The organism is Streptomyces sp. NPDC040432 (assembly GCF_055595445.1).
Genome location: NZ_JBVIVP010000010.1, coordinates 218,784 through 243,719, shown reverse-complemented (window position 1 = coordinate 243,719; position 24,936 = coordinate 218,784). Strand labels below are relative to the sequence as shown.

Genomic DNA, 24,936 nt, shown 5'->3' with positions numbered 1-24,936 from the left:
CCGAAGACCGACGGGAACCCCCCAAAAGAACGGTCACGGGTCAGAGATGAACAGGGACGGGTCCCTCAGTGACGAGACGACGGGCCGGGCGCCGGCAGATCGGGCATACGGGGAGGTCGGAAGGCCTGCGGCCGGACCACGAGCGCGGGCATGAACCCCTACCTGCCCGTCAGGACGAAAAGGTCGGCCTGAGGCGCAGGTAGAGGGGGAAGACGCGTCAGATGTTCAGCTGCTCGGCTCGGATTGGCGCCTGCGGGCCGACTGGGGCCGGTCATCGGCGGGGAGGACGTTGTCGACCGCCGTGGTGAACTCACGGCCGGACGCGGCGCGGATGTAGGCCAATTCCATCCAACGCTCGGCGCCGATGTCCGAGACGTTCTCGTTCACCACGGCCATCAGCTCACCCGCCACTCCTGAGGCGATGTCGACAACACGACGGCGCAGGAGGCGGTGGGGCAGGTACTCGTACTGCTCAGCCATCGGACGCCTCCTCGAAGGAGGCCACGAAGCGCTCCCACCCGGCACGAGCCCGGACGAGAAGTTCCTCACTCGGTGCGGAAGACGGGGCCGGGGCGTGGAGCCACGGGGGCGGACAGGCCGACAGTCCTTCCTCCCGGCGCGGCACCGTGTTCATGTCGAAGCTGGTGGTCATGATCCCTCTCGTCCACCTGAAGGTGCGGGTAGGCAGATGGTGGGCCACGGCAAGGGCTGCAAGGGACACTTCTTGTATCACCTCGGCAGGGTCAGACAGCACCGATCCACTCTGCGTACGACGTCAATGCCTCTGTGTCGGAGCGTTTGAGTCGGCAGATCTTTTCGATGTCCTCGCGGGCCCAGGGGTGCTGGCGTACATGCTGTGGAGCGAGCCTGCGGGCCGCTTTGAGGGAATCGAAGGCTCTGTCCGGGCTTCCCGACCACAACTGCGCCCTTGCCACTTCAATCCAGAAACCTGACCGGCGCTCCGCCGGGATTTCCTCACCTGGTGACCATTGACGAGCCACTTCGAGGGCGCGGCCGATGTGGTCCTGGCCGAGGCTGACCGAGACCGCCACCTCGTGAATGCGCACGCTGGAGGGTCCGAACGCGGTGCCGAGGTAGACGCTCTCCGAAAGGCCCGCCGCAAACCTCCGGGCCTCGTCCAGGTGCCCGTATGCGGCCTCCGGGTCGGCCGCACGTGCCGCCATGACGGCCGTCCGCATGTGCAGGGCACCGCGCACTGCGGTCGAAACCTCTCTGTTCGGCGCAGGTGCGAGGTCCAAGGCCTGTTCCAGAACGATCAGGCCGGCCCGGTGAGCTCGCGCGGCGAGGAAGGTCTCGGCGTGAACGTAGGCGACGGTGGCACGCACATCCAGGTCGTCGATCTGGGTCGCCGCCCAACGCATCACGTCGATCAGTCGAGCCGAGAGGTCGTGCGCGCCGAACTTGTAGGCCGCCGCGTCAGCTGACCGGGCGGCTGCGACCACGAGTCCTGCCGCCTCGGCCCTGGCGACACCGGTGGCTGCGTGCAGGTGGGCCAGTGCGTCCCCCAACAGCTGAGGGGCCCGGGTGGAGATCAGGCCGTACTGTGCCGCAAGACGCCACGCTACGGCGATGTCGACGTCGGCAATGACCTGCGACAGAGGACGCCGGGGTGCGTCCAGGGCGAACTCGTATCCCGCGATTGCGGCAGAGATTGCAGGGAGCGCGGTGTGGACACGGCGACTCGTCCCCTTGTAGGCGTGATCGATGCGCGACGCGTCCACCGCAAGCGCGGAAGCGATGGCCTCAAGCGTCGACGATCCAGGAGTACGAGCCCCTCTCTCACACCCTTTGATCATGGAGAGGGAGACATGGGCCTCGCGCGCGAGATCGGCCTGGGTCATCCTGCGGGCTCGACGCAGTGCGGCGATGCGCTGTCCGATGTGATCGGCCATCTCCGCACGGTAGCGCTCCGCCACCCAACTCGACGCCGTTCCCTACAGTTCGACGATGCCGGTGAGCTCGGCGAGGGAATCGATGGACCAATCCGTGGCAGCCCGGACATCGGGGTCGTCGGCCCACCAATGGCCCCATGGACCGCGCCGTAGGTGCGCTGTGCGCAGCCCGGCGGCCTTCGCGGGATGAATGTCATTGGCCGGGTGATCACCGACGTAGAGCGTCTCGACCGCGGGACGTTCGGAGACCGCCAGCACCTGCTCGAAGAATGCGCGGGACGGTTTCGCCACGCCCCATTCCCCCGACGTGACGACGAGGTCGGCGGGCAGTGCCAGGGCGCGCAGGAGGTCCCCGGCCTTGGGGCTCTGGTTGCCCGCGATGACGACCCTCACCCCCGCCGCGCGGAGCGCCGCGAGCGCCGGTCGAACATCGTCGTAGAGATCCGTCTCGTCGATCTGCTCGCCGCGACCGGCAGCATCTCGGGCGGCGTACTCGGCGGCGATGTCGATGTCCGGGCGCAGCATGCGAATCGCGTCCGCGTTGTCCCTGCCGTCCACGACCACCGCACCCACCAGCGCGGAGAGCGTGTGGCGCGCCACGCCGAGCCAGTCGGCCCACGAAGCCCAGTACCGATCATCGCGGGTGAGGGTCTCACCGATGTCCAGAACGACCGTCCGAATCATCCGGCCAGGGTACTGAGCACACCCGCACGAAGGCACCCACCCGGTCCCCACGAAGCCCGAGTCGATCGTCCGACGTGCCCTGAGGTCAACCTCTCCGTCATGACGGCAGGCAGGGGCTCATGCTCGCGCTCGTGGTCCGGCCGCAGGCCCTCCGACCTCCCCGCATGCCCGATCTGCCGGCGCCCGGCCCCTCGTCTCGTCCCTGAGGGACCCGCACCTCCCCTCTCTGACCCGTGACCGTTCTTTTGGGGGGTTCCCGTCGGTCTTCGGCTTTCCGTGTCGGGTCGGTCGGTCAAGGGTGGCCGAAGGCCATCGCGAAGCGACGCGACCGCAGGGAGCGCCCTTGAGGGACCGGCCCGACACGGGGAGACGATGAGACCGGCGGGAACCCCCCAAACCAGCCCTGACACGGACCGGCCGCACCCCGCCCACCCCCGAGCCCACCCACACCACACCCCCGCCCCCTAGCCTGGGGCCATGAGCAGCGACGACTTCCACGAGACCCTGCACGCCCTGCGGGTGTGGGACACCCCGCTCCCCCGCTTCGATCCCGAGGCCGCGCAGGACGCGCCGCTGCCCCTGTTCAGGGACTGGTTCGTCGGCGCGGCGCGGGCCGGGCAGCCCGAGCCGCACACGATGAGCCTGGCCACGGTGGACGCCGATGGTCGGCCCGACGTACGGACTCTGATGCTGCACGAGGCCGACGACCGGGGCTGGCACTTCGCGTCGCACGCCACCAGCGCCAAGGGGGTCCAGTTGGCCGCCCACCCCGAAGCCGCCCTCGGTTTCTACTGGCCGCTGGTGGGCCGGCAGGTCCGCGTCCGGGGTCGGGTCACGGCGTGCGGGCCCGAGGAGAGCCGGGCCGACCTGGCGGTCCGCTCGCGCGGGGCGCTCGCCGCCGCGCTCACCGGCCGGCAGAGCGAGGTGCTCGCCTCGACGGCCGAACTGGCGCGCGTCTCGGCGGAGTCATGGGAGCGGGCCGGTACGGATCCGGACGCGCCGGCGCCCACCTGGACCCGGTACGTCCTGGCCCCGACGGAGGTGGAGTTCTTCCAGGGGGACGCCGCCCGCCGCCACATCCGGCTGCGCTACCGACGGGCCGCCGACGGCACGGACTGGGTACGCGAACTGCTCTGGCCGTAGAGGCCCGCCCGGGTCTACGCCCCGCCCCCACCCGCCGGCGCGAAGACCGGTACCCGTACGTCGTCCGTCGCCTCGCGGAAGGCGACCCGGAGCGGCATCCCGATGCGGAGTTCGTCGTGCGCGCAGTCGACGACCTCGGTCATCATCCGGGGGCCTTCGGCGAGGTCGACGACGGCCGCCACGTACGGGACGCGGGTGCCGAAGGGCGGCAGGTCGTTGCGGTGGATCACGGACCAGGTGTAGAGCGTGGCGCTGCCGCTCGCCTCCTGCCAGGTGACGCGGTCCTCGCCGGCCCAGCAGAAGGGGCAGAACTCGCGCGGGTAGTGGTGGTGGCGTCCGCAGTCGGCGCAGTGCCGGAGCAGCAGGCGGCCGTCGGCGGCGGCGTCCCAGTAGGGCCGGGTGAAGTCGTCCGGCTCGGGCAGGTCGTGGCGGACGGCGGCGCGGGCGGGAGCGCCGCCCCCGGGACCGGCAGCGGAGGCGGCGGAGGCGGCGTTCACAGGAAGAGTCCGATCGAGGCGTCGAGGGACCAGGCCTGCCAGCTCATGGCGAACAGCGCGACGAGCGAGATCAGCGCCATCATCGCGTTCTGCCCCTGCTCGGCCCAGTCGTGGATCATCAGCACGAGGTACAGCAGGTTCAACAGCAGCCCGCCCACGAGCGCGACGGGGGTCAGGAAGCCGAACACCAGGCCCAGCCCGAGGGCGAGTTCGGCGTAGACGACGACGTACGCCATGAGGCGCGGGCGCGGTTGGACGATCTTCCCGAAGCCGCTCCTGACGAACGGCCACCGGTGTTTGCCGGCGACGTCGGCGGCCCAGGCGATGCCGGTCCCGCGCTCGAACCAGCCCTTCTTGTCCTTGTGTCGCCAGCTCTCCAGCCACCACAGGCCGAGGCCTATCCGCAGCACGGCGAGCCATTCGGCCCCGCTGAGCCAGATGGTCTGCATCGGAAGCCCTCCACCCCTCACCCACACGATCTGACGGTACGTCAGTTCAGCGGATCGGAGCCGATCCCGCAAGGCCCCGGGCGTCGGGCGTCGGTCACGCCCCCGGACCCCCGAAGAGGCGCCCGTACCCGGTGACGCCCTCGGTGGAGGCGCCCGCCGCGCGCAGGGCCGCCCACAGCAGGACCTGGTTGGCGGTCAGGACGGGCCGGCCGAGAGTGGCCTCCAGGGCTTCGATCACCCCGACGGAACGGAACCCGTTGCCGCCGATCACGACCGCGTCGGCCGTGTCGGGCAGCCGCTCCGCCACCCGGTCGTGCAGCGTCTTCGGCCGGACCGCGCGCCGCTCGACGGGCAGCCCGCACGGGGCGGCGTACGGGACCTCGAACCCGGCCTCCTCGTAGTAGCCGCGCCCCAGGTCGTTCAGGGTGGTGTCGAACCACGGCGGGTCGACGAGGCCGATCCGTCCGACCCCGAGGACACGGAGCGCCTCGACCACGGCGGCGCAGGTGGCGACGACCGGCAGTCCGTGGGCCCGCTCCCCGAGCCGGGCCAGCATGTGCGCCTCGCCGCGCGCGCCGATGACGTAGGCGGAGCTGGTGAAGGCGTAGGCGATCACGGCGACGGGCGCGGCGGCGAGGAGCTCGGCGGCGGCGTCCACGTGCGGGGGTTCGGCGAAGGCCCGGACGGGGCCGAGCGGGATGGCGGAGCCCGTCGACCAGCCCCCGCCCCCGGCCGCGAACGGCACCCGGGCGGTGTGCAGACCCACCTCGGGCGGGGCCATGGCCCGCAGCTCCGATTCTGGGCCGACGTCGGCGTGCGGGGTGAGGATTCCGAGGCGGACGCGTACGTCCCACCCGTCGGGCTGCCACATCAGGTACTCACCTGCTCCTCTCCGGGACGGGGTCACCACTGTGACAGCGGGGCGCCCGCCCGTCGGGAGGCAACGCCGACCCCCGGACCCGGGGCCGCCGCGCCGCACCGGGTGGCGGAACGACCCGCCGGGGCGGGACGCCCGGGAATCGCGCGCGGGGCCCACCCCCACCTTCCTCCCATACCGGGCGAACCATCCGGCCGTGATCGTTCCGCAATCGATTCACTCCTTGTCCGAGACCCATCAACTCTGAGTGTCGATACGCTCACCCCTCATGCCCGAGCAGCAGCCCGACATGAACACCCAGCCCCGCCCCGTGTACGTGATCGGCGCCGGCCCCGGCGGCCTCGCCGTCGCCGCCGCGCTCCGCGCGCGGGGGGTGCGCGCCGTCGTCGTCGAGAAGTCCGACGCGGTGGGGGCCTCCTGGCGGGGCCACTACGAGCGGCTGCGGCTGCACACCACCCGGCGCCTCTCGGCCCTCCCCGGGCTCGGGATCCCGCGCCGGTTCGGGCGGTGGGTAGCGCGGGCGGACATGGTCCGGTACCTGGAGAAGTACGCCGAGTTCCACGAGCTGGAGCTGGTCACCGGGGTGGAGGTGACCCGGATCGAGCGGGCCGCCGACGGGGACGGCTGGACCCTCCACGCGAGCGGCGGGCGGCTGCTGGCGGCCGGCGCGGTCGTCGTGGCCACCGGCTTCAACCACACCCCGGCGCTGCCCGACTGGCCGGGCTCGGACACGTACACGGGGGAGCTGCTGCACGCCGCCGCGTACCGCGAGCCGAAGCCGTACGCGGGTCGGGACGTGCTGGTCGTCGGCGTCGGCAACACGGGCGCCGAGATAGCCGTGGACCTGGCCGACGGCGGGGCGTCCCGGGTGCGGCTCGCCGTGCGGACCGCACCGCACGTCCTGCGGCGCTCCACCGCGGGCTGGCCGTCCCAGCGCACGGGGATCCTCGTGCGCAGGCTGCCCGTGGGGCTCGTGGACCGGCTCGGGGCGGTCGTCACGAAGCTCTCCGTCCCGGACCTCTCGGCGCACGGCCTGCCGCGCCCCACCACCGGCCTCTACAGCAGGGTCCGGGAGGGTGCGATCCCGGTCCAGGACGTCGGTCTGATCGACGCGGTGCGCGGGGGGCGGGTCGAGCCGGTGGCGGCGGTCGTCTCCTTCGACGGCGCCGAGGTGGAGCTGGCCGACGGGTCGCGGATCAGCCCGGACGTGGTGGTCGCGGCAACCGGATACCGGCGGGCCCTGGAGGGCCTGGTCGGGCACCTCGACGTCCTCGACGGGCGCGGGAGGCCCGTCGTGCGGGGCGGGCGCAGTCCGCAGGGCGCCCCCGGCCTGTACTTCACCGGCTACACGAACCCGATCAGCGGCATGCTGCGCGAACTGGCCCTGGACGCCGAGAAGATCGCGAAGGCGTTGGCCCGGGGGAAGCGACGGTAGGCCGAAAGCGCTCTGGACCGCCCCTGAGCGGATCTGCCACCGTTCAGCACACCACCTCCACCACCTTTCCTGCGCATCCCTGTTCCTGACGGCGCGTCAGTTCAGTAATCTGACTACGCGTCAGCTATGGATCCCTTCGAACTATCGAAGTCCATCGAGGTTCATCGAGCAGGAGCGGGCGGAACGATGCTTGGATCTACTCACGGCACCCTCACCACCGACTTCCGCGCACGTGTCGAGGCCTGCGGGGAGAGCCCCAGGACGGCGGTCCACTCCACGGCCGCGCCCTCCGCCGAGGACGCGATCGCCCTGGACGTCAGCGGACGGCCCCTGCACTCCGATGTGCCCGACCTGGACCGGTTCTTCCGGCCCGAGTCCGTGGCCGTCATCGGCGCCTCCGACGCCGACGGCAGACCCAACACCGGCATCACCCGCCAACTCCTCGCCTGGGCCGAACGCGTCGGAGCCCGGGTGCACCCCGTGAACCCGACCCGTACGAGCGTCTTCGGGCTGCCCTGCCTGGCGTCCGTCGCCGACCTTCCCGAACAGGTCGACCTCGCCGTGATCCTCGTCGCCGACCCCCTGCCCGTCGTCGAGGAACTCGCCGAGGCCAAGGTCAGGTTCGCCGTCGCCTTCGCGTCCGGTTTCGCGGAGACCGGCGAGGCCGGCGCAGCCGCCCAGGCACGGCTCGCCGCCGGCGTACGACGCTCCGGGCTGCGCCTGTTGGGCCCGAACACCAACCTCAACGCCTTCGAGGAGTTCCGCCAGGACCTCGACGGGCCGGCCATCGCCCTCATCACCCAGTCCGGCCACCAGGGTCGCCCCGTCTACACCCTCCAGGAACTCGGCATCCGGCTCTCCCACTGGGCGCCCACCGGCAACGAGGCCGACCTGGAGACCGCGGACTTCATCTCCTACCTCGCCGAGCAGCCCGAGGTCGGGGCCATCGCCTGCTACGTGGAGGGTCTCAAGGACGGCCGGTCCTTCCTCCTCGCCGCCGACCGGGCCGCCCGCAACGGGGTCCCCGTCGTCGCCGTCAAGGTCGGCCGCACCGAGACCGGCGCCCGGATGGCCGCCTCGCACACCGGCAAGCTCACCGGCGCCGACACCGTCGTCGACGCCGCCATGCGGCAGTTCGGCGTCATCCGCGTCGACGGGCTCGACGAACTCCAGGACACCGCCGCCCTCCTCGCCCGCGCCCGCAAACCCCGGGCCGACGGCGTCGTCGTCTACTCCATCTCCGGCGGCACCGGAGCCCACTTCTCCGACCTGGCCACCGAGGCGGGCCTCACCCTCCCCACCCTCTCCGAGGCCAAACAGGCCGAACTCCACCAGTGGATCCCGCCCTACCTCGGCGTCTCCAACCCCGTCGACAACGGCGGCCACCCCGTCGGCGACTGGCGCGGCCGGAAGATCATCGACGCGATCCTCGCCGACCCGTCCGTCGGCGTCCTGATCTGTCCCATCACCGGCCCCTTCCCCCCGATGAGCGACAAGCTCGCCCAGGACCTGGTGGACGCCGCCGAACAGACCGACAAGCTCATCTGCGTGATCTGGGGCTCCCCCGTGGGCACCGAGGAGGCGTACCGCACCACCCTCCTCGGCTCCTCCCGCGTCGCCACGTTCCGCACCTTCGGCAACTGCATCACCGCCGTCCGCGCCTACCTCGGCCACCACCGCTTCACCGCCTCGTACCGCTCCCCCTTCGACGAGGCGCCCCGCACCCCCTCCCCCTCGTACCGCAAGGCCCAGGCCCTGATGCGGCCCGGCCAACAGCTCAGCGAACACTCCGCCAAGCAACTCCTGCGCGCGTACGGCATCCGCGTACCGCGCGAACAACTGGTCACGAGCGCGGCGGCGGCCGTCCGGGCGGCCGGACTCGTCGGCTACCCGGTCGTCATGAAGGCCTCCGGCCCCCAACTCGCCCACAAGACCGAACTCGGCCTGGTCAAGGTCGCCCTCACCTCGGCGAGCCAGATCCGCGACGCCTACCGCGAACTCACCGACATCGCCCGCTACGAGAACGTCCCCCTGGACGGCATCCTCGTCTGCCAGATGGTGGAACGCGGCGTCGAGATGGTCGTCGGCGTCACCCAGGACGACCTCTTCGGCCCGACCGTCACCGTCGGCCTCGGCGGGGTCCTCGTCGAGGTCCTGCGGGACGCGTCGGTCCGCGTGCCGCCGTTCGGCGAGGACCAGGCCCGCGCGATGCTCACCGAACTGCGCGGCCACCCCCTGCTGGAAGGCGTACGCGGCGCACCACCGGCCGACGTCGACGCCCTCGTGGAAGTCATCCTCCGCGTCCAGCGCATGGCCCTCGAACTCGGCGACGAACTCTCCGAACTGGACATCAACCCCCTGATGGTCCTCCCCCGAGGCCAAGGGGCGGTGGCCCTGGACGCCCTGGCCATCTGCCGCTGACCCGGCCGTCCACCCCGCGACCACCACCCGGCGGAACCACCACCCGGCGGGCCCTCGCCCCCCGGGGCTCCGCCCCGAACCCCGCGCCTCAAACGCCGGCGAGGCTGCGATGGCCGGAGGTGACGGGCCGAGCCGGGGGATCGAACTTGCAGCATCCGTACCGGTCGGGGTCGGGGGTGGGGTGGGGGGTCGGCAGGGGCTAAAACGTGATTTGTTGGCGCAAAATCCCGCCCACCCCATCGCAGCCCCGGACAGGGCGCCATAAATCATGCCCGCCCCGGCCGACCCCCCACCCCGCCCCCGGCCCCGACCCACCCGCAGCCACCGCCCGACCACCACCGGGCCGGCACCCGCCCCCGACGACAGGAGTCACCGCATGCCCGCCACCCCCTCGGACGAGATCCGGCACCGGATCGAGAACAGCGTCTCCTGGATCACCCTGAACCGCCCCGAGGCCATGAACGCCCTCACCCGGGACCAACGCGAACGCGTCATCGCCCTGCTCACCGACGCCTCCGCCGACCCCGCCGTCCGGGCAGTCGTCATCACCGCCACCGGCAAGGGCTTCTGCGCCGGCGCAGACCTCCGCAGCAGCGGCCCCACCGCCACCACCGCCGGAGGCGACCGCATCGCCGGCGACGTCTCCCGCATGATCCGCCTCGGCGCCCAACGCCTGATCACCGCGGTCCTGGACTGCGAAAAGCCCGTCATCGCCGCGGTGAACGGCACGGCCGCCGGCATCGGCGCCCACCTCGCCCTCGCCTGCGACCTCGTCATCGCCGCCGAACAGGCCCGCTTCATCGAGGTGTTCGTCCGCCGCGGCCTCGTCCCCGACGGCGGCGGCGCCTACCTCCTGCCCCGCCTCCTCGGCCCGCAGAAGGCGAAGGAGCTGATGTTCTTCGGCGACGCCGTCCCCGCCGAGGACGCCGCCCGCCTCGGCCTCGTCAACAAGGTGGTCCCGGCCGACGCACTGGAGGAGACGGCCCGCGCCTGGGCCGAGCGCCTCGCCCAGGGCCCGACCCGCGCCCTCGCCCTCACGAAGCAACTGGTCAACGCCTCCCTCGACGGTGACCGGGCGACCGCACTCGCCGCCGAGGCCACCGCTCAGGAACTCAACATGACGACGGCCGACGCGAACGAGGGCGTGGCGAGCTTCGTGGAGCGCCGCACCCCCAAATACCTGGGCCGCTGACCGGCAGAAACCGGCGACCCAACCCCGGCCGCCGCCGGCGCGGCCCGGCGGCACCGCCCCTCAGCCCCGCGGGTTCGGCTTCAGCAGCGCGAACAACGCCCCCGCCGGGTCGGCGACCCAGCCGATCCGACCGACCCCGGCGATGTCCTCGGCCGGCATCGGAACGGACCCGCCCGCACCCAGCGCCGCCTCGGCGACCCCGTCGACGTCCGGGACGTTGAAGTACGGCACCCAGCGCGGGATCCGCCCGCCCTCGTCACCCAGCGGAGCGACCCCGCCGAAGGTCCCGTCCTGCTGCTCCCCGTCGGCGATGCTCAGCACCCGGTACGTCATCCCGGGCATCTCCATGTCGGAGTGCCGCCACCCGAACACCCCGCCGTAGAAGCTGAGGGCCGCGAGCGGGTCCGGGACGTGGAGCTCCGCCCACACCAGGCTCTTCTCGGCGGAGGTGAGGTCGAGCCCGCCCGTCCGCCCGGGCTGCCAGCACGCGAACTCGGCACCCTGCGGGTCGGTGAACTGGGCGAGCCAGCCCTCGCCCATGACGTCGCCGGGTTCCATCCGCACCGCTCCGCCGCCCGCCCGCACCGCTTCGGCGGTGGCCCGGATGTCGGGGGTCATGAAGTGGACCATCCACGCGGACTTCGCCCCCTGCTCGGTGAGCGGGCCGATCGCGGCGACGGTCTTCCCGTCCACCTGGAAGAAGCCGTACCCACCCGCCTCCGGCCCGGCCGAGACGAAGTCCCAGCCGAGGACGGTCCCGTAGAACGCGGCGGCCGCCGCGGTGTCGGGGCTGCCGAGGTCGAGCCAGTTGGGCGAGCCGGTACGGAAGTCGGTGCCGAGCATGGGGTTCCTCCCTGAGGACGTACGGCGCTGGACGGTCCCGGGCCACGATGCCCCCGCCCGCCGCGGCGCCCCCGCACGAGCCGCCCCGAACGCCCCCGGTTCACCCGGACGCCCGAGCCCCGCCCGCGCCCACGTCGCCCGCACCGCGCTCCGCACCCGCGCCCCGCCGGAGGACCTGGAGTCCTCCGGCGTCCGCGTCCCCGAACCACGAGAACAGTTCGGGCCGCGCCGCCGTACCGGCGATCCGCCAGGCGAGGACGGACCCGGTGCAGGAGCGGAAGTCGAGCCACACCCCGTCCCGGTGGGCGGGTGCGGCCGCCGCCCAGGCGTGCGCCTCGGCCTCGGGGTCGAAGCTCCACGTCCCGGCGCCCGAGCAGCGCGCAGTTCCTCCGTCGCGGCCCACCACGGGCAGCGCGTCGGCACTCATCGTGCCGTCCGCGTGGAGCACCAGGCGGGCGCCCGCGTCGCCGGTCCACGTCCCGGTGTACTCGGCCTCCGCGAGGCGCGGCGGCCGGTACTCCGGCAGCAGCCCGGCCACGTCGGTCGCGTACGCGCCGCCGAGCAGCAGTAGCCCGGCTCCCGTCACGCCGGCGGTCCGGCAGACCATGCCCCACGGGCGGACGTCACGCCTGCGTGCGTGGCGGGCCGCGGCCACCGGGAGCAGCCCGGTCCCCGCCACCCACGCCCAGGTCGGCCCGTAGGGCAGGTCGTGGCGCCACCAGCCGACAGTCGCGTACAGCGCGGCGAGGCCGCAGGTGAGAAGGATGGCCCAGGCGCCGCCGGGCACCCGACCGCGCCGACCGAGGGCATGCGCGGGGACCGCCACGGGCAGGGCGAACAGGGCGGCGTGCAGGAGACCGAGCACGGGGTACAGGACGGGGGCGATGACGACGAGCCACGTCAGGAACGCGGCCCCGAACCCCCCTTGGCCCTGTTCGTGGTCGTACTGGTCCGACACGCCGGCCAGGACGAACAGGCCCGCGGACAGGACCAGCAGCTGTCCGGCCGCCATGCCGAGCGCCGCGGGCAGCTCCCTGCTCAGGACCGTCGCCGGCCGGGCCGTTCCGTCGTGCGCCACGGCGCCACCCCCGAACCAATTTTTGAACAAGTTCAACATCCGGCTGTCCGCACCCTACCCCCTTCCGGTGACACGCCCCACCGAGGCCCCCGCATGCCCCCGTCCACCCCCTCCGACCCTCGCGCGACCCCGCCCCGCCCCACCCCTTCCCATCTGACGACCCGTCAGCTTCAATCGGAGGTGTGATGGGACACGCAGGGATGGCGGCCACCGTCGTCCGATACCTCAGGTCAGCCGGCGCCCCCGCAACCGCGGCCCCGGAGTCCGTCGACGCTCTGCCCCGGCCCGCCCTGCGGGCCGTCGGCCGGGACGAGCGCGCGCCCGTCGGCCCCGCCGAGTTCCGGGCCGTGCTCGGGCGCTTCGCCAGCGGGGTCACGGTCATCACCGCACCGCCCGGCGAGGGCGAGGACGGCCCGGCGGGCTTCGCCTGCCAGTCCTTCGCCTCGCTCTCCCTCGACCCGCCGCTGGTCACCTTCATGGTGGCCCGCACGTCGACCACCTGGCCCCGGATCGCCCGCGCCGGGGTGTTCTGCGTCAACATCCTGGGCGCCGAACAGGGCGATCTGTGCCGGGCGTTCGCCGTCAGCGGCGCCGACAAGTTCGCCGGGGTCGGCCACCGGCCGGCGCCCGTCACCGGCTCGCCGCGGCTCGACGACGTGCCCGCCTGGATCGACTGCCGGATCCAGGCCGTCCACACCGGCGGGGACCACCTCATCGTCGTCGGCCGCGTCACGGCCATGGGCGCCGACGGCGAGGGCGACCCGCTCCTCTTCCACCAGGGCCGCTTCGGCCGCTTCACCCCCTGAGCTCCCCAGCCCCGCACGGCACCCCCACCGTGCCCGCGGCCCGGCCCCGCACCCCCACCGGGGTCCGGGGTCGGGCCGCGGGCACGCTCAGAAGGTGAGCACCCCCCGCGCCACCCGCCCGTGGTGGGCGTCGTCGGCGGCCTTGGCGAAGTCCTCGACCGGGTAGACCTCCGTCACCAGCTCGTCCAACAGCAGCCGGCCCTGCCGGTACAGCTCGGCGTACAGCGCGATGTCGCGCTGGGGGCGGGAGGACCCGTACCGACAGCCCATGATCGTCTTGTCGAGGTACATGGACGAGACGAGGAACGACGCCTCCTCCTTGAAGCCCGGCACCCCGAGCAGGACGGCCTGCCCGTGCCGGTCCAGCAGGTCCACGGCCTGGCGGATCAGCTTCACGTTGCCGACGCACTCGAAGGCGTGGTCCGCGCCCGTCGGCAGGATCTCCCGGACGGCGGCCGAGGAGTCCGGGACGGCCGACGCGTCGATGAAGTGGGTGGCGCCGAACTGCCGGGCCACCGCCTCCTTCGCCGGGTTCGCGTCCACGGCGACGATCGTCGTCGCCCCGGCTATCCGGGCGCCCTGGAGGACGTTCAGCCCGATCCCGCCGGTGCCGATGACGACGACGCTCTCGCCGCGGTCCACCTTCGCCCGGTTCAGCACCGCCCCGACGCCCGTGAGCACCCCGCAGCCGATGAGCGCGGCCGAGGTCAGCGGCACGTCCCGGGGGATCTTCACGGCCTGCACGGCCCTGACGATCGTCCGCTCCGCGAACGCCGAGTTGGAGGCGAACTGGAACAGCGGCTTCCCGCCCCGGCTGAAGGGTTGGCCGGGCATCCCGATCGCCTTGCGGCACATCGTCGGACGCCCCCGGTCGCAGTCGGCGCACGCCCCGCAGTTGGCGAGCGTGGACAGCGAGACGTGATCGCCCGGCGCCACGTGCGTGACGCCCGCGCCGACCGCCTCGACCACCCCGGCGCCCTCGTGCCCGAGCACCACCGGCGGCGGGAACGGGATCGTCCCGTCGATCACCGACAGGTCGCTGTGACACAGCCCGGCCGCCTTGACCGCGACGAGCACCTCCCCCGGGCCCGGATCGCGGATCTCCAGATCGTCGACCACCTGGGCCTGCTTGCCGTCGAACACGACGCCTCTCACCTGGGCTCCTTAGGCAGGCCGAGCACCCGCTCGGCGATGATGTTCCGCTGGATCTCGTCCGAGCCGCCGTAGATGGTGTCGGCCCGGGTGAAAAGGAAGAGCCGCTGCCCCTCGTCGAGTCCCCGCTCGTACGGCACCTCCCGCGACCAGGGCCCCGTACCGGCCGTCGCCGCCGCTCCCCGGACCTCGACGGCCAGCTCCCCGAGCCGCCGGTGCCAACCGCCCCACAGCAGCTTCGCGACGCTCGGCGCCCCCGGATCACCGGCCGAACCGAGCGTGCGCAGGGCGTTCCACCGCATGGTGCGCAGCTCGGCCCACTGCCGTACGAGACGTTCGCGCAGGACCGGGTCCGGGGCGCCGGCGGCGAGGTGGTCGGCCAGGACGCGCTCCAGTTCGGCGGCGAAGCCGATCTGTTGGACGAGGGTGGAGACGCCGCGTTCCAGGGCGAGCAGGCCCATGGCGACGGCCCAGCCGTTGCCCTCCCCGCCGACGGTCTCGGCCGCCACCGCCCCGTCGAAGAACACCTCGTTGAACTCGGCGGTACCCGACATCTGCCGGATCGGACGGACCTCGATCCGGCCCGGCTGGTCCATGGGCACCAGCAGGAACGACAGGCCCCGGTGCCGGCGGGAGCCGCTCTCGGTGCGGGCGAGGACGAAACACCAGTCGGCGTCCTGGGCGAGGGAGGTCCAGATCTTCTGTCCGGTGACGCGCGGCAGCCCGTCCGCGGAATCGCGCACGGCGACGGTGCGGACGCCCGCCAGGTCCGATCCGGCGTCCGGTTCGCTGTAGCCCTGGCACCACAGCTCCTCGCCGCGGGCGATGCCGGGCAGGAACCGGGCCTGCTGCTCGGGGGTGCCGTAGGCGATCAGGGTCGGCGCGAGGAGGTTCTCCCCGATGTGGCCGACCCGGCCGGGCGCGCGGAGCGCCGCGTACTCCTCCGCCCAGACGACCTGGCCGGTGAGGGACAGCCGCTGCTGCCCGTACGCGCCGGTGGGGACGTCCCAGCCCTGACCGATCCAGCCGCCGCGTCCCAACTCCCGCTCCCAGCCGCGGCGCTGTTCCGTCCCCTCGTGCTCGCTGCCCGGACCGCCGAGGCCGCGGAGGTCCGCGTACGGTCCGGTGAGGCGGGCGGTGAGCCAGGTGCGGGCGCGGGCGCGCAGCTCCTCGTCCCCCGCTCCGAAGCTGAAGTCCATGCGGTCTCCCTGTCAGGCGTCGGCGGGGCGGCGGTCAGGCGTCGGACGGACGGGGCACGGGCCGCCGGCGCGCGGACGGACGGATCACCGGCGCACGGGACCCCGGACCACGCGATCCGGTCCCGGCGGGGACGGACCCACCGGCGCCCGGGCCACCGGCGCCCGGGCCGCCGCGCGCGGCAGGTCCGGCCCCGGCCGGGTCAGGCATTGGGGCGGTCCTTGGCGGCGGCGGCCCTGGCCATGGCCTCCAGTTGCGCGAGCATCGGCATCGGGTCGGTGCCGACGGTTCCCGGGAGGAAATCGGCGATCCGCTCGGGGGTCCAGGCCCCCTCGGCGTACCCGGCGCGCAGTTCGCGCGGCTGGGCCCAGACGGCGATCTTCGGGCCGGCGATCGTGTACACCTGCCCGGTGATGTTCTCGGCCCGCGCCCGGTCGCTGAGGAGGTAGGTGACGAGGGCCGCGACGTCCTCGGGCTCGCCGATCTCCTTGAGCTCCATCGGGACGTTGGCGGACATCCTGGTCCGGGCGACGGGGGCGACGGCGTTGGCGGTGACCCCGTACTTGTTGAGTCCGAGGGCGGCGCTGCGGACGAGGGAGATGATCCCGCCCTTGGCCGCGCTGTAGTTGGCCTGGGCGACGGAGCCCTGGTGGTTGCCGCTGGTGAAGCCGATGAGGGTGCCCGTGCCCTGCTTGCGCATGACGGCGGAGGCCGCCCGGAACACGGTGAAGGTGCCCTTGAGGTGGGTGGCGACGACCGGGTCCCATTCCTCCTCGGACATGTTGAAGAGCATCCGTTCGCGCAGGATCCCCGCGACGCAGACGACCCCGTCGATGCGTCCGTACCGGGCGAGCGCCGTGTCGATGATGCGCTGCCCGCCGGCCATCGTGGAGATGTCGTCGGCCACCGCGACGGCCTCCCCGCCCGCCGCGGTGATCTCCTTCACCACCGATGCGGCGACCTCGCTGGTCGGCTCCCCGCCCTCGATGCCGACGCCGTAGTCGTTGACGACGACCTTGGCTCCCTCGGTGGCCGCGGCGAGCGCCACGGCCCGGCCGATGCCCCGGCCCGCGCCGGTGACGGCGACGACCTTGCCTGCCAAGAAGTTCCCCATGCCGGCCCCTTCCCGCGTTTTCTGACGGACCGTTAGATTCTAGGGGCAGCCCGACGCACCAGCACAAGACCCGGTTGTCCCTCGCCTTCGCAAGGAGCTGATGAGGCCCATGTCCCTGCCCCCCGAGTTCCACGACATCGCCAAGCGCATCAACAACTGGGGCCGTTGGGGCGCCGACGACGAGATCGGCACGTTGAACCTGATCACCGACCCGGTCGTCCGGGCGGCGGCCGCCGGTGTCCGCAGGGGCCGCCGGGTGCCGCTCGCGCTCCCGCTGAAGGAGGACGGCGTACAGGTCGGCATGATCCCGGGCCGGATCAACCCGCTGCACACGATGGTGCAGATCAACCAGGAGATCTTCGGTCCGGGCACGGTGGCCTGCAGCGACGACGCCGTGACGATGGGCCTCCAGGCGGCGACCCACTGGGACGCGCTGACGCACGTCTCGCACTCGGGGAAGATCTACAACGGCCGTCCGGCCTCCTCCATCACCGCGCACTCCCGCGCCGAGTTCAGCGGCATCGACAAGGCCCGGCACATCGTCTCGCGCGGTGTCCTGCTGGACGTGGCCCGCGCGAAGGGCGTGGACCGGCTGGAGGGCGGCCACGCGGTGACCCCCGAGGACCTGGCGGAGGCGGAGGAGTTCGGCGGGGTCACGGTCCGCGCCGGCGACGTCGTCCTCGTCCGCACCGGGCAGATCCAGGTCTACCTCGCGGGCGACAAGCACGGCTACGGCTTCCCGTCCCCCGGCCTGTCCGTCCGCACGCCTCAGTGGTTCCACGCCCGGGACGTGGCGGCCGTCGCCAACGACACCCTGACCTTCGAGATCTTCCCGCCGGAGATCGAGAACCTGTGGCTGCCGGTGCACGCCCTGGACCTGGTCGAGATGGGCATGCACCAGGGGCAGAACTGGAACCTGGAGGAGTTGTCCACAGCCTGTGCGGAAGAGGCCCGCTATTCCTTCCTCCTCTCGGCGATGCCCGAACCCTTCGTGGGCGGCACCGGCACCCCGGTCTCCCCGATCGCCGTCTTCTGACGACCCCGGGGCCGCTCCGGTCCCGACTGCGCGACACCGCGCCGGCGGTGGCACGCGCGCGCTCCGCCGCCTTCGCGCCACCTCCCCGCCGGGCCACTCGCGGGAACGGCGACCGCGGCGGGGAGCCCGGGCCGGACAAGGGGACGGCCGGCCACGCCACCGCGCCGGTGACCCCATACGGGTCACGGCGGCGGCAACGGCAGGGGCTGTTGGGGCGCAGGACCCCCCGCGTTATCCCCACAAGAGCCTCACAGAGGCCGATTCCACCCTTCTGGACCCACGTCGACCTTCGAAAGGATGGTCAGGCGTCTCCAGGCCACCGTCACGAGCGCGTGGCTTCCCCGACGCCGAACCAGAGGGGTTCCACCATGTCACCGCGCAAGATCCTGGCGATGATGACCGCGACCGCGGCCCTGATCGCAGGCCCCGTACTGACCGCCCACGCCTCTCCCGCCACCACCACCGACTCGACGTCCGCACGGTCCGTCCACGCCGGGCAGGCCCGCGACGCGGGGTTGAGCGCCCCGCAGGCGGCCCGCCTCCAGCAGCGGGTCGACGCCGTCCTCGCGAAGGACCCGACGGCCCGCCAGGTCTCCGCGAACCGGATGACCACGGCCGGCGGATCCGTGACCCTCGCCGTCCCCGGCCGGAGCGAGGCCCGGGACCTGGCCTCCCCGGACACCGTGCTCGCCTGCGGACACGGCCACCTGTGCATCACGGACGGCCGGGGCGACACCTACGACTTCTACCGGTGCGGCTACTACGACTTCTGGGGCATCGGCGACGGCACGTTCCACAACAACCAGACCTCGGGCACGCGGGCCCGTTTCTACAACGACAACGGCAGCGAACGCTGGTCGAACGTCGCCAAGTCCACCGGCACGGCCTCCTGGACCCCCGTCTACCACATCCGCCCCTGCTGACCGCTTCCCGACGACTCCCCCGGGCACCGGACCGCACCGCCCGGACCGATCGACGCCGGAGGCGCCACGGGTGGGGCCGGGGGCCGGGCGAACCCCTCGCCCGACCCCCGACACCCGTCCCCCATCCCCATCCCGATCCCGTCCCGGGACCGGCGGGTGGCGGCGTGTGTCCGTGCACACCCCGAGCTCGGCACGGCAGCCGCCACCCCACGACCCGCACTCGTCAAGGCAGGACCCTTGGCGTCCCCTCGCGACGAATCGCTCACCACAAGGGTGATCAACAGGTGACAATCCGTCAACACCTCGTTAGAGGTACACGCGCGGTTCCCGGCGGCAGGCAAAGTTTTCGTCGGGTGCGGTCTTCTTCGGCTCGGCCCGGTCGACCTCGCACCAGATGCGCTTGCCCGCGCCCTCGCGCTGCCAGCCCCACCGGTCCGCCAGGCCGTCGACGAGTTCCAGGCCGCGCCCGCCCGTGTCGTCCCCGGCGGCCTGCCGGGGGGCCGGCGCCCGGTCGCTCGCGTCGGCGACCTCGACCCGCACCCCCGGACCCCCGAACAGCATCCGCAGCACGGCCGGACAGCCCGTGTGCACGACCGCGTTCGTGACCAGCTCGGAGATCAGCAGGATCAGCGTCTCGGCGAGCGGCTCGTCGTCCCCTATCCCGGACCCGGCCAACCGGGACCGCGCCCACCGGCGTGCCCGACCGACCTCGGCGGGGTCCGGTCCTACCTCCAGCTGCACCTGAAGCACCTGCACCGCTCACACCATCCGAACCGGCGGACACTTCGCCTCGCGACAGGATGGGATCACGGACCGTGATCCCCGTGCTGTGCAGCATGGTTGACATACAGTCACCACAACAAGCGCTTCGGGCATATTCCAGCGCGAAGGAGTAGGCGTGGTGCATACTGTGCGACGCTCGCGCCGCTCAACCGCTCGCATTCGTGGGAGCGTACCGGAGCCCACCCCTGCCTTCGGGCCGGATCGGGCCCACCCCAGGACACAAACCGATATCAACTCTCCGTAATCGGACATGCGTCCCGGCCCGTCCTTCCCGTGCCCCGTCGTCACCGTGAGCGACTGGCGGGCGCGGCCCGCGCGCCCGCCCGACCGCTCCTCACGGCACCGCCGAGTCCAGCAGTTCCCCGGCCAGCAGTTCCTCCGCCTCCGCCGCGGTGCGCCACTGCTCGGCGCGCACCCAGGCCCGCTTCAGGTGGAGGTGGACGTCGGCCTCCCAGGTGAAGCCCATGCCGCCGTGCACCTGGAGGCAGTCCCGGGCGTTGGCCACCGCCGCCCCGTCCGCGAGGAGCTTGGCGGCGGCGATCTCCCCCGGGCCCCCGGCGTACGGCGCCGTCACCGCCGCCGCGTACACGGCGGTACGGGCCAGCTCGGCGCGGACCAGCATGCCCGCGCACAGGTGCTTGACGGCCTGGAAGGCACCGATCGGGCTGCCGAACTGCTCCCGCTCGCCCGCGTACCGAACGGCCAGCTCCAGTGTCCGCAGCGCGCTGCCGAGCTGGAGGGCCGCCGTGAGCAGGGCCCCCGCGTCCCGGTACGGGGCGAGGTCGTCGCCGGGGGTCCCGGCGCCGGGCCGGGCCCGGTGCAGGGGGGTCAGCGGGTCCGCCGAGCGGACCGGTTCGGCTTCGGGGCGGTGCGGGGAGCCTTCGGGGCAGTGCGGGGAGCCGAGGACGGCGTCCGCCTCCGCCAGGTGGGTGACCAGGTCCCCGCCCAGGTCGAAGGCGGTGACGACGGTGGTGCCGGCGGCGGCTCCGGGGACGACGCCGGCGGCCAGGTGGGTGGCGACCAGCGGGCCCGGCAGCAGCGCCCGGCCCGCCTCCTCGAACAGCAGCACGGCCTCGGGGAGGCCGAGGCCGACCCCGCCGTCGGCCTCGGGGAGCCGCAGTGCGAAGAACCCGGCCCCGCCGAGCTCCCGCCACAAGTCCCGGTCGACGGTGGTCCCGGTGTCCAGCGCGGTCCGCAGCGCCTCGCGTCCGTGGCGCCGGGCGAGGAGTTCGCGCAGGGCGGCCTTGAGGTCCCGCTGTTCCCGCGTCGGTTGGAAGTCCACGGCCGCTCACCGGCCCTTCGGGAGGCCGAGGATCCGCTCGGCGACGATGTTGCGCTGGATCTGGGAGGTGCCCGCCGCGATCGTGTAGGAGAGGGATGAGAGGCGGTCCAGGACCCATTCCTCGTCGAGGGCGAGGGATTCGGCGCCGAGGACCTGCGCGGCGGCCTCGTAGAGCTCCTGGCGGGCGTGGGAGTAGGCCAGCTTGAAGACGCTTCCGCCGGCGCCCGGGACGCCGCCGGAGCGCTCCGCCTCGCCGACGTTCCACTGGGTGAGGCGCCACAGGGCGCCGAACTCGCCGTGGAGCCGGCCGAGGGTGCGGCGCAGGACGGGGTCGTCCCAGCGACCGTTGGCCTTCGCGGCGCGGGCGAGGTGCGTCAGGGTGCGGCGGCAGGCGACGACCTCGCCGACGAAGGCCGTGCCGCGTTCGAAGGACAGGGTGACCATGGTGACGCGCCAGCCGTCGTTCTCGGCGCCGACCCGGTTGCCGACGGGGACGCGGACCTCGTCGAGGAAGACCTCCGCGAACTCCGTGGACCCGGCGAGGGTGCGCAGGGGGCGGACGGTCACGCCGGGTGCGTCCATCGGCATGGCGAGCCAACTGATCCCCCGGTGTTTGGGGGCCTGCGGGTCGGTGCGGACGAGGAGTTCGCACCAGTCGGCGACCTCGGCGTGGGAGGTCCAGATCTTGGAGCCGGTGATGACGTACTCGTCGCCGTCGCGGACGGCGCGGGTGCGCAGGGCGGCGAGGTCGGAGCCGGCGTCGGGCTCGCTGAAGCCCTGGCACCACACCTCGTCGCCGCGCAGGACGGGCGGTAGCCAGCGGGCGCGCTGTTCGGGCGTGCCCTCGGCGGCGATGGTGGGGCCGGCGTGGAGGAGCCCGACGAAGTTCGCGCCGACGTACGGGGCTCCGGCGCGTTCGGTCTCCTCCAGGAAGATCAGGTGCTGGGTGGGGGTGGCGCCGCGCCCGCCGGCGTCGACGGGCCAGTGCAGGCCCGCCCAGCCGGCGTCGTACAGGCGGCGCTGCCAGCCCAGGTCGTAGGCGCGGCGGGCGGGCCAGTCGTCCGGCGAGGGTTTGGCGGGGAGCTCGGGCAGGGTCTTGCCGAGCCATTCGCGCAGCCGGGCCCGGAAGTCCTGTTCCTCCTCGGTGTGCGTCAGGTCCATCAGCGGCCCTGGCCGGTCCGGTCGAGGTCCAGGGGCAGTCCGAGCATGCGGATGGCGTTGCCGCGCATCAGCTTCCAGACGGTCTCGTCGTCGAGGCCGCCGACGTGGTCCAGGGCGACCTCCTTGGTGTGCGGGAAGGTCGAGTCGACGTGCGGGTAGTCGGTCTCGAAGGTGGCGTTGTCGCGGCCGACGACGTCCAGCGAGGCGATGCCGTGCTTGTCGCGGAAGAAGCAGCAGAAGATCTGCCGGTAGTAGTACGTGGACGGCGGCTCGGGGATGAGGTCCTTGACGCCGCCCCAGGCGCGGTGTTCGCGCCAGACGTCGTCGGCGCGTTCCAGGGCGTAGGGGATCCAGCCCATCTGGCCTTCGCTGTAGGCGAGCTTCAGGGTGGGGAACTTGACCAGGACGCCGCTGAAGAGGAAGTCCATCATCGAGGCCATGGCGTTGTTGAAGCTGAGGGAGGCCTGGACGGCGGGCGGCGCGTCGGGGGAGGCGGCGGGCATCTGGGACGAGGACCCGATGTGCATGTTGACGACGGTGCCGGTCTCCTGGCAGACCGCGAAGAACGGGTCCCAGTGGCCGGAGTGGATGGACGGCAGCCCGAGGTGGGTGGGGATCTCGGAGAAGGTGACGGCGCGCACGCCACGGGCCGCGTTGCGGCGGATCTCGGCGACGGCGAGGTCGATGTCCCAGAGCGGGATGATGCACAGCGGGATCAGCCGGCCACCGCTGTCGCCGCACCATTCCTCGACCATCCAGTCGTTGTAGGCGCGCACGCAGGCGAGGGCGACCTCCTTGTCGTGGGCCTCGGCGAAGGTCTGGCCGCAGAAGCGGGGGAAGGTGGGGAAGCAGAGGGAGGCCTCGACGTGGTTGAGGTCCATGTCGGCGAGCCGGGCCTTGGGGTCCCAGCAGCCGCGGCGCATCTCCTCGCGGGTGATGCCCTCCAGGGTCATGTCGTCGCGGTCGAAGCCCACGGCGGCGATGTTGCGCTTGTACGGGAACTTGAGGTCCTCGTAGATCCACCAGTCGGTCGGGGGTCCGTCGGGGTCCATGGTGATGACGTACTTGCCGCCGGTGTACTGGAGCTCGCCGATGCCCGCGGTGAGGGGCCGGGGTCCGCGGTCACGGTACTTGGCGGGCAGCCAGACGTCGAAGAGGTGGGCGGGCTCGATCACGTGGTCGTCGACGCTGATGATCCTCGGCAGTTCCCGTTCCATAACCGTCTCCCCAATCACGTAATCTGATGGATCGTCAGAAACAAGCTAGCCCCGCCGGCTCTGGACCGGCAAGCGTCGGCGCCCTACGCTCTGCGCCAGATCTGACCATCCGTCAGGAAATTACCGAGGGAGGTCCGGGATGACGGACACCGCGACGGAACTGAGCCGGTCCCGGACCCTGTGGGAGCTGGTCGCCCGCCGGGCCGCGCTCACCCCCGACGGCCCGGTGCTCATCGAGGCCGCCGACCGGCCCACCGACGACCGCACGCTGACCTTCGGCGCCCTGCGCGAACGCTGCGAACGGGTCGCCGCGGGCCTGTACGCCATGGGCGTGCGTCCCGGCACGGTCGTCGCCTGGCAACTGCCCACCCGCATCGAAACGGTGCTGCTCTCGCTGGCCCTGGCCCGCCTCGGCGCCGTCCAGTCACCCGTCATCCCCTTCTACCGGGACCGGGAGGTCGGCTTCGCCCTGCGCGAGTCCAAGGCCGAGTTCTTCGCCGTCCCCGGCACCTGGCGCGGCTTCGACCACACCGCGATGGCGACCCGCCTGGGCGCGCGCGGGGTCTTCGACGCCTACGACACCCTCCCGGACGGCGACCCCGCGGTCCTGCCGCCGCCGCCCGCCGACGGCACCTCCGTGCGCTGGATCTACTGGACCTCGGGCACCACCTCCGACCCCAAGGGCGTCCTGCACACCGACCGCTCCCTGATCGCCGGCGGCTCCTGCCTCGCGGACGCCCTGCGCCTGACCCCGGCCGACGTCGGCTCGATGGCCTTCCCCTTCGCGCACATAGCCGGCCCGGACTACACGGTGATGCTGCTGCTGTACGGGTTCCCGGCGGTGCTCTTCGAGAAGTTCGCGATGCCGGACGCCCTGGACGGCTACCGCCGCCACCGGGTCACCATCGCCGGCGGGTCCACCGCCTTCTACTCCATGTTCCTCACCGAGCAGCGCAAGGACCCCGGGACGAAGCTCGTCCCGAGCCTGCGACTGCTGGCGGGCGGCGGCGCGCCCAAGCCCCCCGAGATCTACCACGCCGTGGTCCGCGAACTGGGCTGCCAGCTCACCCACGGCTACGGCATGACCGAGGTCCCCATGATCACCATGGGGGCGCCCGACGACACCCCCGAGAACCTCGCCACCACCGAGGGCCGGCCCCCGGCGGGCATGTCCATCCGCATCACCACACCGGCCGGCGACGCCCTGCCCACCGGCACGGACGGCGAGGTACGACTGCGCGGCGAGGCCGTCTGCCAGGGCTACCTGGGCCGCGAGGACACCGTCGGGGTCTTCGACGCCGACGGGTACCTGATCACCGGCGACCTCGGCCACCTGACCGCCGAAGGACACCTCGTCCTCACCGGCCGCAGCAAGGACGTGATCATCCGCAAGGGCGAGAACATCTCGGCCAAGGAGATCGAGGACCTCCTCCACGCCCTCCCCGCCGTCGGGGACGTCGCCGTCATCGGCCTGCCCGACCCCGAACGCGGCGAACGCGTCTGCGCCGTCGTCGAACAGCCGCCGGGCGCGGCCCCACTGACCCTGCCCCAGCTGACCGCCCACCTGCGCGCGCAGGGCCTGGCCCCGCACAAACTGCCCGAGCAGCTGGAACTGACCGACGCGCTCCCCCGCAACGACGCGCTGCGCAAGGTCCTGAAGTACAAACTGCGCGAGCGCTACGCCTGACCCTCCGGGCGCTCGCGCCGGTCCCCGCCGCCGGACGCGGCGGGGC

General features: G+C 72.7%; 23 protein-coding genes. 8 read left to right on the top strand and 15 right to left on the bottom strand.

Annotated features, from left to right (window positions below; all coding sequences use genetic code 11):
- Nucleotides 1-225: 225 nt before the first annotated feature.
- The 3 genes from ACZ58N_RS22385 to ACZ58N_RS22375 form a co-directional block, all read right to left on the bottom strand.
- On the bottom strand, nt 226-480 hold the full coding sequence (locus tag ACZ58N_RS22385) for a hypothetical protein (RefSeq protein WP_471162601.1): 255 nt from the start codon (nt 478-480) through the stop codon (nt 226-228).
- 263 nt (nt 481-743) lie between these two features.
- Nucleotides 744-1,913, bottom strand: a complete 1,170-nt coding sequence (locus ACZ58N_RS22380) for a helix-turn-helix domain-containing protein (RefSeq protein ID WP_471162599.1) — start codon at nt 1,911-1,913, stop codon at nt 744-746.
- A gap of 42 nt (nt 1,914-1,955) precedes the next feature.
- Entirely contained in the window at nt 1,956-2,597 is a 642-nt protein-coding gene (locus ACZ58N_RS22375) for an HAD family hydrolase (RefSeq protein WP_471162596.1), read from the bottom strand.
- A 477-nt stretch (nt 2,598-3,074) separates the two neighbouring features.
- Between ACZ58N_RS22375 and ACZ58N_RS22370 the strand changes: the two genes are divergently transcribed.
- Nucleotides 3,075-3,740: a pyridoxine/pyridoxamine 5'-phosphate oxidase gene (locus ACZ58N_RS22370; RefSeq protein ID WP_471162593.1), complete on the top strand. Its 666-nt coding sequence runs from the start codon at nt 3,075-3,077 to the stop codon at nt 3,738-3,740.
- A gap of 14 nt (nt 3,741-3,754) precedes the next feature.
- On the opposite strand, the gene ACZ58N_RS22365 is transcribed toward ACZ58N_RS22370, so the two are convergent.
- The 3 genes from ACZ58N_RS22365 to ACZ58N_RS22355 form a co-directional block, all read right to left on the bottom strand.
- Nucleotides 3,755-4,237 carry a Zn-ribbon domain-containing OB-fold protein gene (locus ACZ58N_RS22365; RefSeq protein ID WP_471162591.1) on the bottom strand — a complete coding sequence of 161 codons (483 nt, stop codon included), beginning with the start codon at nt 4,235-4,237 and terminating at the stop codon, nt 3,755-3,757.
- A complete protein-coding gene (locus ACZ58N_RS22360) occupies nt 4,234-4,686 on the bottom strand; it encodes a DoxX family protein (RefSeq protein WP_471162589.1) in 453 nt (150 codons plus the stop codon). Before ACZ58N_RS22360 ends, ACZ58N_RS22365 begins: the two co-directional genes overlap by 4 nt.
- A gap of 94 nt (nt 4,687-4,780) precedes the next feature.
- The gene (locus ACZ58N_RS22355) at nt 4,781-5,557 is read right to left on the bottom strand and encodes a maleate cis-trans isomerase family protein (protein ID WP_471162587.1); all 777 of its coding nucleotides are present in this window, start codon (nt 5,555-5,557) and stop codon (nt 4,781-4,783) included.
- Nucleotides 5,558-5,831: 274 nt separating this feature from the next.
- Between ACZ58N_RS22355 and ACZ58N_RS22350 the strand changes: the two genes are divergently transcribed.
- The 3 genes from ACZ58N_RS22350 to ACZ58N_RS22340 all read left to right on the top strand — a co-directional run bounded on the left by ACZ58N_RS22350 (nt 5,832) and on the right by ACZ58N_RS22340 (nt 10,611).
- Nucleotides 5,832-6,998, top strand: coding sequence for a flavin-containing monooxygenase (locus ACZ58N_RS22350; RefSeq protein ID WP_471162585.1), 1,167 nt, complete (start codon nt 5,832-5,834; stop codon nt 6,996-6,998).
- A 186-nt stretch (nt 6,999-7,184) separates the two neighbouring features.
- Complete coding sequence (locus ACZ58N_RS22345) at nt 7,185-9,419, top strand: acetate--CoA ligase family protein (RefSeq protein WP_471162582.1); 2,235 nt, start codon at nt 7,185-7,187, stop codon at nt 9,417-9,419.
- A 376-nt stretch (nt 9,420-9,795) separates the two neighbouring features.
- On the top strand, nt 9,796-10,611 hold the full coding sequence (locus tag ACZ58N_RS22340) for an enoyl-CoA hydratase/isomerase family protein (protein WP_471162579.1): 816 nt from the start codon (nt 9,796-9,798) through the stop codon (nt 10,609-10,611).
- 60 nt (nt 10,612-10,671) lie between these two features.
- Here ACZ58N_RS22340 and ACZ58N_RS22335 read toward each other — a convergent pair whose 3' ends face one another.
- Together ACZ58N_RS22335 and ACZ58N_RS22330 are read right to left on the bottom strand one after the other, a co-directional pair.
- The gene (locus ACZ58N_RS22335) at nt 10,672-11,454 is read right to left on the bottom strand and encodes a VOC family protein (RefSeq protein ID WP_471162576.1); all 783 of its coding nucleotides are present in this window, start codon (nt 11,452-11,454) and stop codon (nt 10,672-10,674) included.
- Nucleotides 11,455-11,554: 100 nt separating this feature from the next.
- The gene (locus ACZ58N_RS22330) at nt 11,555-12,532 is read right to left on the bottom strand and encodes a hypothetical protein (protein ID WP_471162574.1); all 978 of its coding nucleotides are present in this window, start codon (nt 12,530-12,532) and stop codon (nt 11,555-11,557) included.
- 200 nt (nt 12,533-12,732) lie between these two features.
- On the opposite strand from ACZ58N_RS22330, the gene ACZ58N_RS22325 reads away from it, so the two are divergent.
- Nucleotides 12,733-13,338 (top strand): flavin reductase family protein, encoded by a 606-nt coding sequence (locus tag ACZ58N_RS22325; protein ID WP_471162629.1) that lies wholly within the window; start codon nt 12,733-12,735, stop codon nt 13,336-13,338.
- 87 nt (nt 13,339-13,425) lie between these two features.
- Here ACZ58N_RS22325 and ACZ58N_RS22320 read toward each other — a convergent pair whose 3' ends face one another.
- The 3 genes from ACZ58N_RS22320 to ACZ58N_RS22310 all read right to left on the bottom strand — a co-directional run bounded on the left by ACZ58N_RS22320 (nt 13,426) and on the right by ACZ58N_RS22310 (nt 16,801).
- Nucleotides 13,426-14,493 carry a Zn-dependent alcohol dehydrogenase gene (locus ACZ58N_RS22320; protein ID WP_471162571.1) on the bottom strand — a complete coding sequence of 356 codons (1,068 nt, stop codon included), beginning with the start codon at nt 14,491-14,493 and terminating at the stop codon, nt 13,426-13,428.
- The gene (locus ACZ58N_RS22315) at nt 14,490-15,689 is read right to left on the bottom strand and encodes an acyl-CoA dehydrogenase family protein (RefSeq protein ID WP_471162568.1); all 1,200 of its coding nucleotides are present in this window, start codon (nt 15,687-15,689) and stop codon (nt 14,490-14,492) included. Before ACZ58N_RS22315 ends, ACZ58N_RS22320 begins: the two co-directional genes overlap by 4 nt.
- 200 nt (nt 15,690-15,889) lie before the next feature.
- Nucleotides 15,890-16,801, bottom strand: coding sequence for an SDR family NAD(P)-dependent oxidoreductase (locus tag ACZ58N_RS22310; RefSeq protein WP_471162565.1), 912 nt, complete (start codon nt 16,799-16,801; stop codon nt 15,890-15,892).
- A 109-nt stretch (nt 16,802-16,910) separates the two neighbouring features.
- Here ACZ58N_RS22310 and ACZ58N_RS22305 point away from each other — a divergent pair, with 109 nt between their 5' ends.
- Both ACZ58N_RS22305 and ACZ58N_RS22300 read left to right on the top strand, forming a co-directional pair.
- Nucleotides 16,911-17,837, top strand: coding sequence for a cyclase family protein (locus ACZ58N_RS22305; protein WP_471162562.1), 927 nt, complete (start codon nt 16,911-16,913; stop codon nt 17,835-17,837).
- 368 nt (nt 17,838-18,205) lie between these two features.
- The gene (locus ACZ58N_RS22300) at nt 18,206-18,760 is read left to right on the top strand and encodes a hypothetical protein (protein ID WP_471162559.1); all 555 of its coding nucleotides are present in this window, start codon (nt 18,206-18,208) and stop codon (nt 18,758-18,760) included.
- Between the two features lie 306 nt (nt 18,761-19,066).
- Here ACZ58N_RS22300 and ACZ58N_RS22295 read toward each other — a convergent pair whose 3' ends face one another.
- The 4 genes from ACZ58N_RS22295 to ACZ58N_RS22280 form a co-directional block, all read right to left on the bottom strand.
- Nucleotides 19,067-19,516: an ATP-binding protein gene (locus ACZ58N_RS22295; protein WP_471162556.1), complete on the bottom strand. Its 450-nt coding sequence runs from the start codon at nt 19,514-19,516 to the stop codon at nt 19,067-19,069.
- Between the two features lie 361 nt (nt 19,517-19,877).
- A complete protein-coding gene (locus ACZ58N_RS22290; RefSeq protein ID WP_471162553.1) occupies nt 19,878-20,825 on the bottom strand; it encodes an acyl-CoA dehydrogenase family protein in 948 nt (315 codons plus the stop codon).
- A gap of 6 nt (nt 20,826-20,831) precedes the next feature.
- Nucleotides 20,832-21,986, bottom strand: a complete 1,155-nt coding sequence (locus ACZ58N_RS22285; protein ID WP_471162550.1) for an acyl-CoA dehydrogenase — start codon at nt 21,984-21,986, stop codon at nt 20,832-20,834.
- Nucleotides 21,986-23,203: an amidohydrolase family protein gene (locus ACZ58N_RS22280; RefSeq protein WP_471162547.1), complete on the bottom strand. Its 1,218-nt coding sequence runs from the start codon at nt 23,201-23,203 to the stop codon at nt 21,986-21,988. Before ACZ58N_RS22280 ends, ACZ58N_RS22285 begins: the two co-directional genes overlap by 1 nt.
- Nucleotides 23,204-23,342: 139 nt before the next feature.
- Here ACZ58N_RS22280 and ACZ58N_RS22275 point away from each other — a divergent pair, with 139 nt between their 5' ends.
- Nucleotides 23,343-24,890 carry a class I adenylate-forming enzyme family protein gene (locus ACZ58N_RS22275; RefSeq protein WP_471162544.1) on the top strand — a complete coding sequence of 516 codons (1,548 nt, stop codon included), beginning with the start codon at nt 23,343-23,345 and terminating at the stop codon, nt 24,888-24,890.
- Nucleotides 24,891-24,936: the final 46 nt, after the last annotated feature.